The organism is Curvibacter sp. Hmag1.1, assembly GCF_059769165.1.
Map to the genome: position 1 here is coordinate 1,858,733 of NZ_JBMBGX010000002.1, position 13,798 is coordinate 1,872,530.

A 13,798-nucleotide genomic window follows, 5' to 3' on the forward strand; every position below is an offset into this window, starting at 1 on the left:
TGCTATGAATTCAGGAGCTGCTTGCGCACATTCAATGGGCGCAAGCAGCCTATTTGACTCTAAAGTTCAAACCCCTGGCTTGCGACCGGCTTCAAACACCCGCTGCAGCACACAGAACACAAACAGCAGGGCTCCGATGACGATGCGGGTCCACCACGAGCTCAAGGAGCCGTCGAACATGATCAAGGTCTGGATCACGCCCAGGGTCAGAACCCCGAACAGCGTGCCCACCATGTAGCCCACCCCGCCGCTGAGCAAGGTGCCGCCTATGACCACGGCAGCAATCGCGTCCAGCTCGAGCCCCACGGCGTGCAGGCCGTAGCCCGAGAGCATGTAGAAGGTAAACACCACGCCGCCCAGCGCCGCACAAAAGCCGCTCAGGGCATACACCAGCACATTGGTGCGCGCTACCGGCAGGCCCATGAGCACCGCCGAGTGTTCAGAGCCGCCAATGGCATACACCGTGCGGCCGAACTCGGTGCCGTGGGCCACAAACACCGCAGCGGCCAACACAGCCAGCGCCAGCACCGCGCTGATGGACACCATGGGCCCGTCCGTCCACAGGTGCAGCCGGGTTTGCGCCAGCACGGTGTAGGCCTCGTCGGTGATGCTGATGGAGTCGATGCTAATCAGATAGCACAGCCCGCGCGCCAGGAACATGCCCGCCAGCGTGACAATGAATGGCTGCAGCCGAAAACGCTGGATCAACCAGCCCATGAAAGCGCCAAACAACGTGCCCATGCACAGCACCAGCGGAATGGCTGCCATCAGGTCCCAGTGCAGGTGCTGCACCAGCTTGGCCAGCACGATGGTGCTCAAGGCCACCACCGAGCCCACCGACAGGTCGATGCCGCCGGAGAGGATGACGAAAGTCATGCCCACGGCCACGATGACGAGGAAGGCGTTGTCGATCAGCAGGTTCAGAAACACCTGGGGCGACAGAAAGCCGGTGTACGACACCGCCCCGAACACCGACATGGCGGCGAACAGCGAGATGGTGGCCGCCAGGGGAATGTATTTGCTCTGGAGTTTCATGCATGGCTCCCGGCAGCGGGGCGCACCACCCAGCCGCGCACGGCGCGGCGGAACTCTGCCGACTGCATCAGCATGACCACAAACACCACTGCTGCCTTGACCACGAGGTTGATCTCAGGCGGCACGCCGATGGAGTAAATGGTGGAGGTGAGCGTCTGAATGATCAGTGCGCCAATCATGCTGCCCGCCAGCGTGAAGCGCCCGCCAGTGAGCAAGGTGCCACCCAGCGTGACTGCCAGAATGGCGTCCAACTCCAGCAGGTTGCCGGCATTGTTGCCGTCCGCACTCTTGACGTTGGAGCTGATGATCAGGCCGGCAATGCCCGCCGTCAGCCCGCAAAAGGCGTACACACAAATGCTGATGAGCCGCTCCCGCACGCCGGCCACACGGGCCGCTGCGGGGTTGATGCCGATGGCCTGAATGAACAAGCCCAGCGCGGTGCGCGTGACCGCCAGATGCATCAGCAGATAGACAAAGCCCGCAATGAACAGTGCAAAGGGCAAGCCCCACAGATAGCCACTGCCGATATAGAAATACGGCGGGTAGTAGACCGTGACGATCTGTCCGTCCGTGAGCAACTGCGCCACACCCCGGCCCGCCACCATCAGGATCAGCGTGGCAATGATGGGCTGCAGGCCGATCTTGGCCACCAGCACCCCGTTCCACAGCCCGCAAGCCAGCGCGGTGATCAGGGCACACACAATGGCCAGCCACATGGGGAAGCGGCTCACATGCTGGGCTACACCGTCGGTGATGACCAGCTTGCCGCCCACCATCAGGGCCGCTACCGCCGCACTGATGGCCACGGTAGCGCCCACCGAGATATCAATGCCTCGGGTGGCAATGACCAGCGTCATGCCTAGAGAGACCAGCATCAGCGGCGCTGCGCGGTTCAGGATGTCGATGACGCTGCCGTAGAGATGGCCATCGCGCCACTGCAGCATCCAGAAGCCGGGGTTGAGGCTGGCGTTGACCATCAGGATCAGAACCAGCGTGACCACCGGCCACAGCAAAGGGTGCGCTTGCACCCGCTTCACGAAGGAAGGTGTGTTCGCCATGTTCATGCCTGCCCCGCAATCATGGCGTAGACCGCCTGGTCATTCGTGCCGGCAGGCAGCTCGCCCACCTTGGCGCGGTCGCGCAGCACCACGATGCGGTCGGAGACGCGCACCACCTCTTCCATCTCGGAGGAGATGAACAGCACCGCCATCCCCTGTTTGGCCAGTGCCAGTATCTCGTTCATGATTTCCTGCTTGGCTGCGATGTCGATGCCGCGGGTAGGTTCGTCCAATATCAACAGGCTGGGTTGGGTGGCCAGCCAGCGGGCCAAGACTGCTTTTTGCTGGTTGCCGCCGGAGAGCTGCCCGATGGGCGTGTCCACATCAGCGGTCTTGATGCCCAGGGCTTTGACATAGCCCTCGGCCAGCGTGGTTTGTTGCACCCGGCCGATCGCGGGCCACAGGCCTTGGCGGGCCTGCAAGGCCAAGACAATGTTTTCGCGCACCGAGAGCTCGGCGATGATGCCCTCGGCCTTGCGGTCTTCCGGGCACAGGCCCAGCCCCAGCTGGATGGCGGTGATAGGCGAGTCCATGCGCACGGTCTTGCCGTCCAGCGTGATCTCGCCCGCATCGCTGCGGTCCAGTCCGAAGAGCAGGCGAGCCAGCTCGGTGCGCCCCGAGCCCAGCAGCCCGCCCAGGCCCACCACCTCGCCCCGGCGGATGCCGAGGTTCATGGCTTTCACATGGCCACGGCGGTTCAGGGCCTTGGTTTGCAGCCATTCGGGTTCTGCCGCACGGGCTTCGCCGTCGGCCGACTGCGCGCCGTGCGCCGCTGCCAACTCACGGCCCACCATGGCCGCAATCAGGGCGTTGTGGCCCAGCTCCGCCGCCGGGTACTCGCCCACCAGTTCGCCATTGCGCAGCACGGTGATGCGGTCGCACAGTGCGTAGACCTGGTCCAAGAAGTGGGTCACAAACAAAATGGCCATGCCCTGGTCGCGCAACTGGCGCAGCACTACATAAAGGCGCTCCACCTCTTCATCATCAAGGCTGGAGGTGGGCTCATCCAGGATCAGCACCTGGGCCGAAATACTCAAGCCCCGGGCAATGGCCACCATTTGCTGCACTGCGACCGAGTAGCTGGCCAACGTCTGGGTGACGTCGATGTCGAGGTTCAGGCGTGCCAGCAGCGTGCGCGCATCGCGGTGCATGGCGGACCAGTCAATGGCCCATGCGCCGGCAAGCCCCTTGCGCGGGTAACGGCCCGCAAATATGTTTTCAGCCACCGACAGGTTGGCGCACAGGTTGACCTCTTGGTAAACCGTGCTGATGCCCAAGCGCTGGGCGTCTAGCGTGGAGGTGGCGCGTATGGAGCTGCCGTTGAGCCGCATGTCGCCCTCATCGGCCTGGTAGACGCCGGTGAGCACTTTGATCAGGGTGGATTTGCCCGCGCCGTTCTGGCCCATCAGCGCATGGACTTCACCGGCATACAGCCGCAGTCCCACGCCTGAGAGCGCCCGCACGGGTCCGAACTGCTTCGCAATGCCGGAAAGCTCCAGCACCGGTGCCACAGCCTGCGCCGTTGGTGGTGTGTGTGTCATGTTCTACGTGAAAAAAGGCCTGCAGCCGAAGCCGCAGGCCAAAACGAATGACCGAAGCGAACTAAGGGGAGATCAGTACTGGCGGCTGGGGAACTCTTTGGCCGCAGTTTCCATGGGGTACACACCGTCTTTGCCGATGATGCGGCGTGCCACAGTTTTGCCGGCCACGATGTCTTTGGCGGTGGACATGACCAGCGGGCCGAGCAGCGGGCTGCATTCCACGCTGACGTTCAACTTGCCGGCAATCATGGCCTCAAACGCACCCTTCACACCGTCCACCGAGATCACCAGGATGTCCTTGGCGGGCTTGAGGCCGGCTTCCTCAATGGCCTGGATGGCACCGATCGCCATGTCGTCGTTGTGTGCGTAGAGCACATTGATCTTCTTGCCCTCAGCCTTCAGGAAAGCTTCCATAACTTCCTTGCCCTTGGCGCGGGTGAAGTCACCGGTCTGGGAGCGAATAATCTTGATGTTGGGGTTGCCCTTGATGGCCGTTTCAAAACCTTTTTTGCGGTCAATGGCAGGAGCGGAACCCACGGTGCCTTGCAGCTCCACCACATTGATGTCGCCCTTCATGGTCTTGGCTTTGTCGGCCAGCCACTGGCCCGCCATCTCGCCTTGCTTCACAAAGTCAAAGCCGATGTGGGTTGCGTACAGGGAGGTGTCTTTGGAGTCCACCGAACGGTCCATCAGGATCAGGGGAATCTTGGCATCCTTGATCTCTTTGAGCACCGTGTCCCAGCCGGACTCGACCACGGGGGTCAGTGCAATCACATCCACCTTTTGGGCGATGAAGGAGCGCAAGGCCTTGATCTGGTTTTCCTGCTTCTGCTGCGCATCCGAGAACTTGAGTTCAATGCCCGCTGCGGCCGCGGCAGATTTCATGGAGTTGGTGTTGGCGGTGCGCCATTCACTTTCTGCACCGATCTGGCTGAAGCCCATAACGATCTTCTTTTGGGCAAATGCGGTCATGGGCGCAGCCACTGCAATGGATGCTGCCAGGGCGGAAGCCAGTACGGTCCGACGATTGTTGTTCATGATGTCTCCTCTTTCGTTGTAGATGCGGGAAATGGGTTTCAAAGCAGCCTCCCGCGTTCGACCACTTGGCCTCCCCTTTCAACCCGGCAACGTTTTCAAAGCGGCCTTTGTCGGGAGGAGTGAGTGTCATCATATGAGTCGAAAAGATATCGATCTAATAGTGTTTTAGATGATTCAGATATCAATCGAATAATTCAGGTTTACCCTAGATTATTGTTTTTATTAGGGTTTTTTATTTAGTTTGCCCAGCGGACTAAATGTGGGCAATTGTTTTATTCATTGCAATATTGCAATGTCACAGGCCTGAATTGTGATTTTCTTTTGCAGGGCCGCGGGACTAGCATGCGCCAGCCCTGCCGCATGGCCGGCCATTGACCACCACCCAACTGCACCCTGTCCATGAACTCCCTCTCTGCACCTTCCCATCCCATCCATTGGCTGCAACACGGGGGCCAACGCCTGGGCCTCCTACCCGGCCTGGGGGGCAGCGTGGCCGCCTGGCAGCGGGATGCGGGTCAAGGCTTGATGGATATCTGGCGCCCCTGGGCCGGCGCGCCGGACCTGTACACGACGGCGTCTTTCCCCCTCGTGCCATGGTCCAACCGCATCGGGCAAGGCGGGTTCAGCCATGACGGCACCCACTACCCCATGCACCCCAACCGCGTGGGCGAGCCCTATCCCATCCACGGGGACGGCTGGCTACAGCCCTGGGTGATCCGCCAGCCTCGCCACGACACGCTGGAGCTGCACCTCGAATCCAAGCACTTCGACGGCAACCCCTATCACTACCGCGCCTTGCAGCGCTTTGTCCTGCGGGATGACGGCATGGACCAACTCCTGGAGGTCACGCACCTCGGTGCAGATAGCCTGCCCTATGGTCTGGGACAGCACCCGGCCTTTTTGCGCACCCCCCACGCTCGTTTGCACGCACAGGTAGAAGGCGTATGGCTCAGTGGCGCAGACCCCATGCCTACCGGATTCACCACGCAGTTTCCCGCCGGGTGGGACCCTCGCGAGGGCATGGCGGTGAGTGGCAGCCTGATTGACAACGCCTATGCCGGCTGGAGCGGCAAGGCCCACATCGACTGGCCGGAACATGCCTTGCGCCTGCACATGCGCGATCCGGTCGTCGTGGCGCGGGGCCGGAGCGACGGCTTCTGCCTGCTCTACCGCCCGGCTGAAGGGGCACATTTTTGCTTCGAACCGGTCACCCACCCGATTGACGCTTTTCACATGGAAGGCCGGCCCGGGTTGCAGGTGCTGCAAACCGGCCAGACGTTGCGCCAGGCAGTGGAGTGGCGGTTTGAGTCACTCACCCGCTAGCGCTTTTTGCTATCAAAAAAGTAGCTGCCAGCACACAGCCTTCGGGCGCTAGCGGCTATTCAGGCCATCAAAGCAAGTGGACAGCACCAGATCGATGATTTGCGCATCGGTGTGCTGGCCACCCATGCGCAAAAACTCCAGCACCGGGTCACAGGCGCGGGCGTACAGGGTGTAGAGCACGGCAATGGCCGGCAGCTCGGGGTTGATCAGGCCTTGCGCCTGGGCTGCTTCGATCCATGCCCCTAGACGGTCGCTCACGTCCATGAGTCCGTCCATGTAGGCTTTGTGGCCCATCAGCGTGGCGCGCAAGGTGCTGTTCTGGCTGGGCAGGGAAGGCATCTCGCCGGCCAGCTTGAGCGCCATGGTCCAGCGCACCACCGCGCGCAGGCGCTGCAGGGGCGACATGTCGTCCGGCAAAGTGTCCAGAAAAGCCTGCGCCTGCCCCATCAGGTGGGCCATGGCCGCAGCAGCCAGGTCTTCCTTGCTGGGAAAGTGCTTGTACAAACTGGCCTTGGCGATACCTACGCTGGCGGCCACCTCGTCCACCGTCATGGCCTCAAAGCCTTTTTCCGCCAGTAGCAGGTTCACCGAGCGGATGATGGCGTCCTCCCGGGCTTGCAGCATCTGCTTTTTGAAAGAGACTTTGACGGGCGCCACGGGCGCGTCCTGGACAGCGGATGGTTCGTTCATACCGGTATTTTATTCCTCCGACGTCGCAATGTGTAGACCAAGGCCATTTTGTGACTACTTAGTTTTCGTGCCCAGCAAGCGGGTAGCCGCGCCCGAGAGGGCATGGGTCAGCCGGTCTATCACCTCCGAGTCCAGATTCCAGCAGTGCCAGTACAGGCTCACGGGCAAGCGCATGTCGGGCGCCAGATTGACCAGCTGCCCTGTTTCCAACAGCCCCTGCACCAGCAGCTCGGGCACGATGCTCGCACCCCAACCGGCCAGCACCGCACGCACCTGCCCCTCAGAGCTGGGCACGAAGCGTTGGCTCAGGGACACCCGTCGCAGGTTGAGTGCCCGGCTCACAAATTCAGTGGGCAGATCGTCTTTGCGGTTGAAGGCGACAAACGGAATACTGCGGAAATTGTGCGGAGTCAGACCCTGGGGGCAATGCGCCTGGGCGTACTCGGCACTGGCCACCGCCACATATTGCATGGCACCCAAAGACTGCACTTTGCAACCACGAAGCGCTTGCTTCAGGGTGGTCACACAGCCCAGCACTTGGCCTTCACGCAGCCATTCGTGGGTGAAGTCCTGGTCATCGGTGATGATTTCCAGCGGCAATCCCGCGTGCACCAGCGGGTCCAGCGCCGGCAGGGCCCAGGTGGCGATGCTGTCGGCATTCACCGCAATCGAGATGCGCTCATCCTCGCGCACAGCACCGGTGCTGGGCGCCAGGTCTTTGAGGTCGGTTTCCAGATCGGCTCGCAAGAGGCGCATTTGCACCGCGTGCTTGATGAGCAAGCGCCCGGCCGAGGTCGCTTTCACCGGGCGGCTGCGCACCAGCAGCACCGTTCCCACCTGCGCCTCCAGTGCGCGCAGGCGCTGCGAGACGGCGGATTGGGTGATGGACAGGCGCACCGCAGCGCGTTCAAAGCCGCCTTCTTCCACGATGGCGGCAAGGCATTCCAGGGCGTCCGAGTCGAAAGTACGCATGGTGTGATCTTATTAATGCTGCTAATGTTTTCGCAATCCAGTTAATTTTACTTTTACTCGGCTTCCGCTTGCCTGACACTGCGCGGATGAAAATTATTGTTCTCGGCGCAGGCACGATCGGCATTTGCACAGCGTGGCATTTGCTGGAACTCGGCCACGAAGTCACGGTGGTCGAGCGTCAGGCCGATGCCGCCCTGGAAACCAGTTTTGCCAATGGCGCGCAAATCTCAGTGAGTTATTGCGAACCTTGGGCCAACAAAGAGGCGCCGCTCAAGGCCCTCAAGTGGATGCTCAGCAAAGAGGCGCCGCTCCTGTTCCGCCCCCAGAACCCCTTCGGCCCCGGCCTGCACCAGTACACCTGGGGCTTGTCTTTCCTGGCCAACTGCAACGACGCGGCTTTTGAGCGCAATGTGCAGCAGCTCGTCGCTTTGGGTGCTTACAGCCACGCCGCCTTGAAGGATGTGGTTGCCAGCACCGGCATTCAATACAACCGCCTGGAGCGCGGCATTGCGCACTATTACTGCGACCAGAAGTCGTTTGACACCGCCGGGGACGCCGCTGCGCTGATGCGCAAGTACGGCGTGAACCGCCAGGTCATCAGCAAAGAAGAGTTCCTGAAGATCGAGCCGGCCTACCGCCAGTTCGCGCACCAGATCGTGGGCGGCACCATCACCCCCAGCGACGAATCCGGCGACTGCAAGGTATTCACCCAGGAGCTGGCCAAGCTGTGCGCCGCCCGTGGCGCCGAGTTCTTGTATGAGTACAGCGTAGAGCAGCTCAATACCGACGGTGGCGCTATCAAATCAGTAGCTGTTCGCGCACTTTCCTCGGGCGCCAAGGGCCAAACCGTGCCCGGGTCCTTCAAGGTGCTGAAGGCAGATCATGTGGTGGTCGCCACCGGCTCCTACACCGCACCGCTCTTGCGCACCGTGGGCGTGAACCTGCCGATTTACCCCGGTAAGGGCTACAGCGCTACCTTCAAGATCTTGAAGCCTGAGCTGGCGCCGCTGGTCTCCACGATTGACGACGCCAAGAAGGTGGCCATCAGCCGCCTGGGCGACGAGCTGCGCGTGGCCGGCACCATCGAGGTGGGCGGCTTTGACCTGACATTGGATTCACCCGTGGCCAAGGCGCGCTGCCACATGCTGTCCCGCCGGATTGAAGAAGTGTTGCCCGGCGTGTGCGACACCCGCACCGAAGAGCAAGGCGGCCAGCCCAACTACTGGACCGGCCTGCGCCCTGCCACCCCCACCAACATTCCTTACATAGGGCAGTCGCCGGTCAAGGGCGTGTGGGTCAATGCCGGTCACGGTACCCTTGGGTGGACGCATGGTGCAGGCTCGGGCAAGGCGATTGCGGAGCTGATCCACGGCAAGAAGCCCGAAATGAACTTCAAGTTTTACGGCGAGCAGGCCTGACTTGACTTGATACCGGGCACGGCTCATCGCTGTGTCTGGCGGGAGCTAGCGGGGTAGGCGTTCCGCTCCGTGTCCCCCGGCCGCTTTGCGGCCTCCTCCTTGACCTGCGCAGAGCGCCTACCCCGCCAGCTCCTGAGCGGATTTGTGGGCGGGCCTACTGCCGCGAATGCAAACCCTCTAGCGTGGGGCGGGGGTGTACGCTGAAGCGAGGTCAAGGAGGAGGCCGCGCAGCGGCCGGGGGACACGAGCGTAAGCGCATACCCCCGCCTCACGCGGGCGCACTCAATCGCCTCTTTCACCCCCCATGCGCTGCCATCAGACACCGCTGAAACGCGAGCGTCGCCCGGCTCGGCTGAGGTGACTTGCGCGTGATGGCAAAGAACTGGCAGGCATAGCTCAGCAGATCAGGTCGCACGGCTTGCATCAGCCCACGGCGTACAAAGCTCTCGGCGTAGTGATCGGGCAAAAACCCCAGAAACTGGCCTGAGAGGATCAGCGTCGCGATCGACTCCTGGTCAAACCCCGTGGCGCGGCGCGGCAGGCGCATGCGCTGGCTCAGCTCCATGTTGGGCGAGTGGTAGCCCAGCCCCGCAAACTCGTGGCCGGGCAAAGTCTCCCAGTTCAGGGCGCTCTGATCCGCGTTCCACAGCGCATGGCGAGTGCCGCAGTACAGCAGCATGTGCTCGTCAAACAGCGCCGTGTAGTCCAACACATCCGACGCGCGATGACCGGGGATGATGCCCACATGGAACTGCCCGTCCAACACCCCGCGCTCGATGGCAGTGAGGGTGGCCACATGCAGGTTCAGCCCCACGTCGGGGGCTTCTGCATGAAAGTGAGCGATGGCTTCGGCAATGTGGCTCGCCGGGTTGCTGGCGGTTTTGTCGAACACCGCCACCTGCAGTTGCCCGCCCATGCGTTGGTGGATTTCGTCCACGCTGCTGCGGAACGCGTCAGTCGCAGCCAGCAACTGTGTGGTCTGGGCATAGATTTTTTCGCCCTCGGCGGTGAGCGCAAAACCGGCCCTGCCACGCCGGCACAGCGTCAGGCCGAGGCGGGTTTCCAGATCTTTGATGTGGCGGCTCACCGTGGACGTGCCGATGTTGAGCTCCAGCTCGGCCGCGGCCATGCCACCGCAATCGACCACCGCCTTGAAGACGCGCAGCAAGCGCAAATCCATATCGCTGATCTGGCCGAGAACGGCTTTGGCTTTTGTTGGTGCATTTACTTTCATAGTTTGCGAAGTAAATAGTGCTATTTGTGACTTTATAAGAGTAACAGAGCCACCCACAATGCACCATCGCCCCATAAGGCCTACCAACCCCACCCACTGGAGTTCCCATGAAGCTCAATGACACCAGCAGCACCGCCACTGGCGAGGCAGTAACCAGCACATCCACCTTCCCCATGTCCCGCGAATGGATGGAATCGCACTGGATGGCCTTTACCGGCAACCGCGATTTCAAAGCCAACCCGCGCATGATGGTGAGTGCCCAAGGCGCCTACTTCACCGACTCCAACGGCAAAAAGATTTTTGACGGCCTCTCCGGCCTCTGGTGCGCGGGCCTGGGCCACGGCCGCCGCGAGATTACCGAGGCGGTGAGCAAACAAATCGGCACCCTGGACTTTTCGCCCGCGTTCCAGTTCGGCCACCCGCTGTCGTTTGAGTTATCCAACAAGATTGTCGAGCTCATGCCCCAAGGCCTGGATCACGTGTTCTACACCGGCTCCGGCTCCGAGTCGGCCGATACGGCACTCAAAATGGCCCGCGCTTACTGGCGCGCCAAGGGCATGGGCACCAAAACCCGCCTGATCGGCCGCGAGAAGGGTTACCACGGCGTGAACTTCGGCGGCATTTCGGTCGGCGGCCTGCCTGCCAACCGCAAGACCTTCGGCCAAGGCATTGAGGCCGATCATCTGGCACACACCCAGCTGGCCTCCAACGCGTTCAGCAAAGGTCTGCCTGAGAAAGGCGGCGATATGGCCGACGAGCTGCTGCGCCTGATTGCACTGCACGACGCGTCCAACATTGCCGCGGTGATCGTGGAGCCCATGTCCGGCTCGGCCGGTGTGGTGGTGCCGCCCGTGGGCTACCTGCAGCGCCTGCGCGAGATCTGCACCCAGAACAACATCCTGCTGATTTTTGATGAAGTGATCACCGGTTTCGGCCGCCTGGGCGCTTACACCGGCGCAGGCTATTTCGGCGTGGTACCGGACATCCTGAACGCCGCCAAGCAAATCACCAATGGCGCCCAGCCTCTGGGCGTGGTGGTGGCCAAGAAGGAGATTTACGACACCTTCATGGCAGCCGGCGGCCCCGACTACATGCTGGAATTCCCCCACGGCTACACCTACTCCGCCCACCCCGTGGCCTGCGCCGCCGGCATTGCGGCGCTGGACATTCTGGTCAAGGAAAACATGGTGGAGCGCGTTGCGGCTCTAGCGCCTTACTTCGAGAAAGCGGTGCACAGCCTGCGCGGAGCCAAGCACATCACCGACATCCGCAACCTCGGTCTGTCGGCCGGCTTCACCCTGGCTGCCGTGCCGGGCGAGCCCGCCAAGCGCCCTTACGAGGTGGCCATGCGCTGCCTGGACAAGGGCTTCTATGTGCGCTACGCCGGTGACTGCATTGCGCTAGCTCCCCCCTTCATCACCACCGAGGCCGAAATCGACAGCTTGGTCAACGCCTTGGGCGAAGCCATCAACGCAACCGCCTGAAGCGAAACACCCACTCGCTATTCTTTTTATAGCTGCTCGCGCACATTTGTCGTGCGCCAGCAGCCCTTTTGACTCTTAAATCCTTCCATGTCCCAACTCCCCACAGTCGGCCACCTCATCGGCGGCAAGATCATCACCACTGGCGATCGCGCGCAAGACGTCTTCAACCCCGCCACCGGCAAAGCCGAGAAGCGGGTGCTGCTGGCCCCCAAAGCCACGGTAGAAGAAGCCATTGCCAACGCGCAAGCCGCATTCCCCGGCTGGCGCAACACGCCCCCGCTCAAGCGCGCCCGCGTGATGAGCAACCTGAAAGTCTTGCTGGAAAAGCACGCTGAAGAACTCTGCGCCCTCATCACCGCCGAACATGGCAAGGTGCTTTCCGACGCCTTGGGCGAACTGCAGCGCGGCATTGAAAACGTGGAATACGCGTCTTACGCGCCCGAGCTGCTCAAAGGCGAGCACAGCAAAAACGTGGGGCCCGCTATCGACAGCTGGTCCGAGTTCCAGGCGCTGGGCGTCACTGCTGGCATCACGCCCTTTAACTTTCCGGCCATGGTGCCTTTGTGGATGTGGCCTATGGCGGTCGCCTGCGGCAACACCTTTGTGCTCAAGCCCTCCGAGCGCGACCCCAGCTCCACCCTGCGTGTGGCCGAGCTGGCGCTGGAAGCCGGCCTGCCACCCGGCGTGCTTAACGTGGTCAACGGCGACAAAGAAGCCGTGGACACGCTCTTGCGCGACCCGCGCGTGAAGGCGGTGAGCTTTGTGGGCTCCACCCCGATTGCCGAATACATCTACGCCGAAGGCTGCAAGCACGGCAAGCGCGTGCAGGCCCTAGGCGGCGCGAAGAACCACGCAGTGGTCATGCCCGATGCCGACGTCGCCAACGCCGTGAGTGCGCTCATGGGTGCGGCCTATGGCTCCTGCGGCGAGCGCTGCATGGCCATCCCGCTGGTGGTGGCGGTGGGTGACGCAACCGCCGACGCGGTGATTGCAGGACTGAAAGCAGAGATCGCCAAGATGAAGGTCGGCCCCGGCACAGCCCCCGGCATGGACATGGGCCCGCTGGTGACCAAGCCGCACTTTGAAAAGGTGAAGGGCTATGTGGAACAAGGTGTGAAGGAAGGCGCCACCCTGGTGGTGGACGGCCGCGGGCTGAAGGTCGCCGGCCATGAAGACGGCTACTACCTCGGCCCTTGCCTGTTTGACAACGTCAAACCCGGCATGGTGATTTACCAGGAAGAAATCTTCGGCCCCGTGCTGGGTGTGGTGCGCGTCAAAACCTTGCAAGAGGCCATGGACATGATCGATGCCCACGAGTACGGCAACGGCACCTGCATCTTCACCCGCGATGGCGAAGCGGCCCGTTACTTCACCGACAACATCTTGGTCGGCATGGTGGGTGTGAACGTACCGCTGCCCGTGCCCGTGGCCTACCACTCCTTCGGCGGTTGGAAGCGCAGCCTGTTCGGCGACCTGCACGCCTACGGACCGGACGCGGTGCGCTTCTATACCAAGCGCAAGACCATCACCCAACGCTGGCCGAGTGCCGGCGTGCGTGAGGGGGCAGTGTTCAGCTTCCCGAGCAGCCGCTAAGACTTCAACGGGTGGCGGCTTGGTCTGTCACCCAGTCTCTCCGACTGCTGCATCAACGAAAAAGGGCTTGTCACCAGACAAGCCCTTTTTGTTGGAAGGCTCCTCAAGGAGCCGTGTGGCGCTTTACTTGAAGCGACGGCGGGCAATGGTGGCCATCAAGCCCAAGCCGACCAAGAGCAAGGCGGCAGAGCTGCCGTCGGTTTCTGTGGCAGCCAGCAATTCAGGCCCGGCAGCATGCACCGCCCATGTCGGAACGGCGGTGATTGCGACGAGGATCAGTGATTTGAGCTTCATAAAACCCCCTAATTGAATGTGTGACAGACCTAGTATTAACCCTATGCTGCATTGCACCAATAGTCCATATGGACTAAATCTAATGCCTTTTGGTAACAAAGTTCTGTGCCAGCACCCG

Annotated in this window: 12 protein-coding genes; 4 read left to right on the forward strand and 8 right to left on the reverse strand. The window is 61.9% G+C overall.

The features are described from left to right. Positions 1-66: 66 nt before the first annotated feature. The 4 genes from yjfF to ACOAP0_RS09420 all read right to left on the reverse strand — a co-directional run bounded on the left by yjfF (position 67) and on the right by ACOAP0_RS09420 (position 4,672). Complete coding sequence (yjfF, locus tag ACOAP0_RS09405) at positions 67-1,035, reverse strand: galactofuranose ABC transporter, permease protein YjfF (RefSeq protein ID WP_498376162.1); 969 nt, start codon at positions 1,033-1,035, stop codon at positions 67-69. Continuing rightward, a complete protein-coding gene (locus ACOAP0_RS09410) occupies positions 1,032-2,093 on the reverse strand; it encodes an ABC transporter permease (RefSeq protein ID WP_498376164.1) in 1,062 nt (353 codons plus the stop codon). Before ACOAP0_RS09410 ends, yjfF begins: the two co-directional genes overlap by 4 nt. 2 nt (positions 2,094-2,095) lie before the next feature. After that, the gene (locus ACOAP0_RS09415) at positions 2,096-3,634 is read right to left on the reverse strand and encodes a sugar ABC transporter ATP-binding protein (RefSeq protein ID WP_498376165.1); all 1,539 of its coding nucleotides are present in this window, start codon (positions 3,632-3,634) and stop codon (positions 2,096-2,098) included. A 72-nt stretch (positions 3,635-3,706) separates the two neighbouring features. Beyond that, on the reverse strand, positions 3,707-4,672 hold the full coding sequence (locus tag ACOAP0_RS09420; protein WP_498376167.1) for an ABC transporter substrate-binding protein: 966 nt from the start codon (positions 4,670-4,672) through the stop codon (positions 3,707-3,709). A gap of 399 nt (positions 4,673-5,071) precedes the next feature. Between ACOAP0_RS09420 and ACOAP0_RS09425 the strand changes: the two genes are divergently transcribed. Beyond that, the gene (locus ACOAP0_RS09425; RefSeq protein WP_498376168.1) at positions 5,072-5,995 is read left to right on the forward strand and encodes an aldose 1-epimerase; all 924 of its coding nucleotides are present in this window, start codon (positions 5,072-5,074) and stop codon (positions 5,993-5,995) included. Between the two features lie 48 nt (positions 5,996-6,043). On the opposite strand, the gene ACOAP0_RS09430 is transcribed toward ACOAP0_RS09425, so the two are convergent. Both ACOAP0_RS09430 and ACOAP0_RS09435 read right to left on the reverse strand, forming a co-directional pair. Continuing rightward, positions 6,044-6,685, reverse strand: a complete 642-nt coding sequence (locus tag ACOAP0_RS09430) for a TetR/AcrR family transcriptional regulator (RefSeq protein WP_313868031.1) — start codon at positions 6,683-6,685, stop codon at positions 6,044-6,046. A 54-nt stretch (positions 6,686-6,739) separates the two neighbouring features. Continuing rightward, on the reverse strand, positions 6,740-7,657 hold the full coding sequence (locus ACOAP0_RS09435; RefSeq protein ID WP_498376169.1) for a LysR family transcriptional regulator ArgP: 918 nt from the start codon (positions 7,655-7,657) through the stop codon (positions 6,740-6,742). Positions 7,658-7,743: 86 nt separating this feature from the next. Here ACOAP0_RS09435 and ACOAP0_RS09440 point away from each other — a divergent pair, with 86 nt between their 5' ends. Beyond that, positions 7,744-9,075: a D-amino acid dehydrogenase gene (locus ACOAP0_RS09440; protein ID WP_498376171.1), complete on the forward strand. Its 1,332-nt coding sequence runs from the start codon at positions 7,744-7,746 to the stop codon at positions 9,073-9,075. Positions 9,076-9,370: 295 nt separating this feature from the next. Here the strand turns inward: ACOAP0_RS09440 and ACOAP0_RS09445 are convergent, their stop codons facing one another. Continuing rightward, positions 9,371-10,309 carry a LysR family transcriptional regulator gene (locus ACOAP0_RS09445; RefSeq protein WP_498376172.1) on the reverse strand — a complete coding sequence of 313 codons (939 nt, stop codon included), beginning with the start codon at positions 10,307-10,309 and terminating at the stop codon, positions 9,371-9,373. Positions 10,310-10,482: 173 nt separating this feature from the next. On the opposite strand from ACOAP0_RS09445, the gene aptA reads away from it, so the two are divergent. Both aptA and ACOAP0_RS09455 read left to right on the forward strand, forming a co-directional pair. Next, positions 10,483-11,793: an omega-aminotransferase AptA gene (aptA, locus tag ACOAP0_RS09450; protein WP_498377767.1), complete on the forward strand. Its 1,311-nt coding sequence runs from the start codon at positions 10,483-10,485 to the stop codon at positions 11,791-11,793. Positions 11,794-11,880: 87 nt separating this feature from the next. Next, entirely contained in the window at positions 11,881-13,386 is a 1,506-nt protein-coding gene (locus ACOAP0_RS09455; RefSeq protein ID WP_498376174.1) for a CoA-acylating methylmalonate-semialdehyde dehydrogenase, read from the forward strand. 123 nt (positions 13,387-13,509) lie between these two features. On the opposite strand, the gene ACOAP0_RS09460 is transcribed toward ACOAP0_RS09455, so the two are convergent. After that, positions 13,510-13,680: a hypothetical protein gene (locus tag ACOAP0_RS09460; protein WP_157673156.1), complete on the reverse strand. Its 171-nt coding sequence runs from the start codon at positions 13,678-13,680 to the stop codon at positions 13,510-13,512. Positions 13,681-13,798: the final 118 nt, after the last annotated feature.

Bases quoted from the DNA above. Each gene is read 5' to 3' on its own strand.
- ACOAP0_RS09410 (WP_498376164.1), bottom strand. From the start codon at position 2,093: ATGGCGAACACACCTTCCTTCGTGAAGCGGGTGCAAGCGCACCCTTTG.
- yjfF (WP_498376162.1), bottom strand. From the start codon at position 1,035: ATGAAACTCCAGAGCAAATACATTCCCCTGGCGGCCACCATCTCGCTG.
- ACOAP0_RS09460 (WP_157673156.1), bottom strand. From the start codon at position 13,680: ATGAAGCTCAAATCACTGATCCTCGTCGCAATCACCGCCGTTCCGACA.
- ACOAP0_RS09435 (WP_498376169.1), bottom strand. From the start codon at position 7,657: ATGCGTACTTTCGACTCGGACGCCCTGGAATGCCTTGCCGCCATCGTG.
- aptA (WP_498377767.1), top strand. From the start codon at position 10,483: ATGTCCCGCGAATGGATGGAATCGCACTGGATGGCCTTTACCGGCAAC.
- ACOAP0_RS09430 (WP_313868031.1), bottom strand. From the start codon at position 6,685: ATGAACGAACCATCCGCTGTCCAGGACGCGCCCGTGGCGCCCGTCAAA.
- ACOAP0_RS09440 (WP_498376171.1), top strand. From the start codon at position 7,744: ATGAAAATTATTGTTCTCGGCGCAGGCACGATCGGCATTTGCACAGCG.
- ACOAP0_RS09445 (WP_498376172.1), bottom strand. From the start codon at position 10,309: ATGAAAGTAAATGCACCAACAAAAGCCAAAGCCGTTCTCGGCCAGATC.
- ACOAP0_RS09455 (WP_498376174.1), top strand. From the start codon at position 11,881: ATGTCCCAACTCCCCACAGTCGGCCACCTCATCGGCGGCAAGATCATC.
- ACOAP0_RS09425 (WP_498376168.1), top strand. From the start codon at position 5,072: ATGAACTCCCTCTCTGCACCTTCCCATCCCATCCATTGGCTGCAACAC.
- ACOAP0_RS09415 (WP_498376165.1), bottom strand. From the start codon at position 3,634: ATGACACACACACCACCAACGGCGCAGGCTGTGGCACCGGTGCTGGAG.
- ACOAP0_RS09420 (WP_498376167.1), bottom strand. From the start codon at position 4,672: ATGAACAACAATCGTCGGACCGTACTGGCTTCCGCCCTGGCAGCATCC.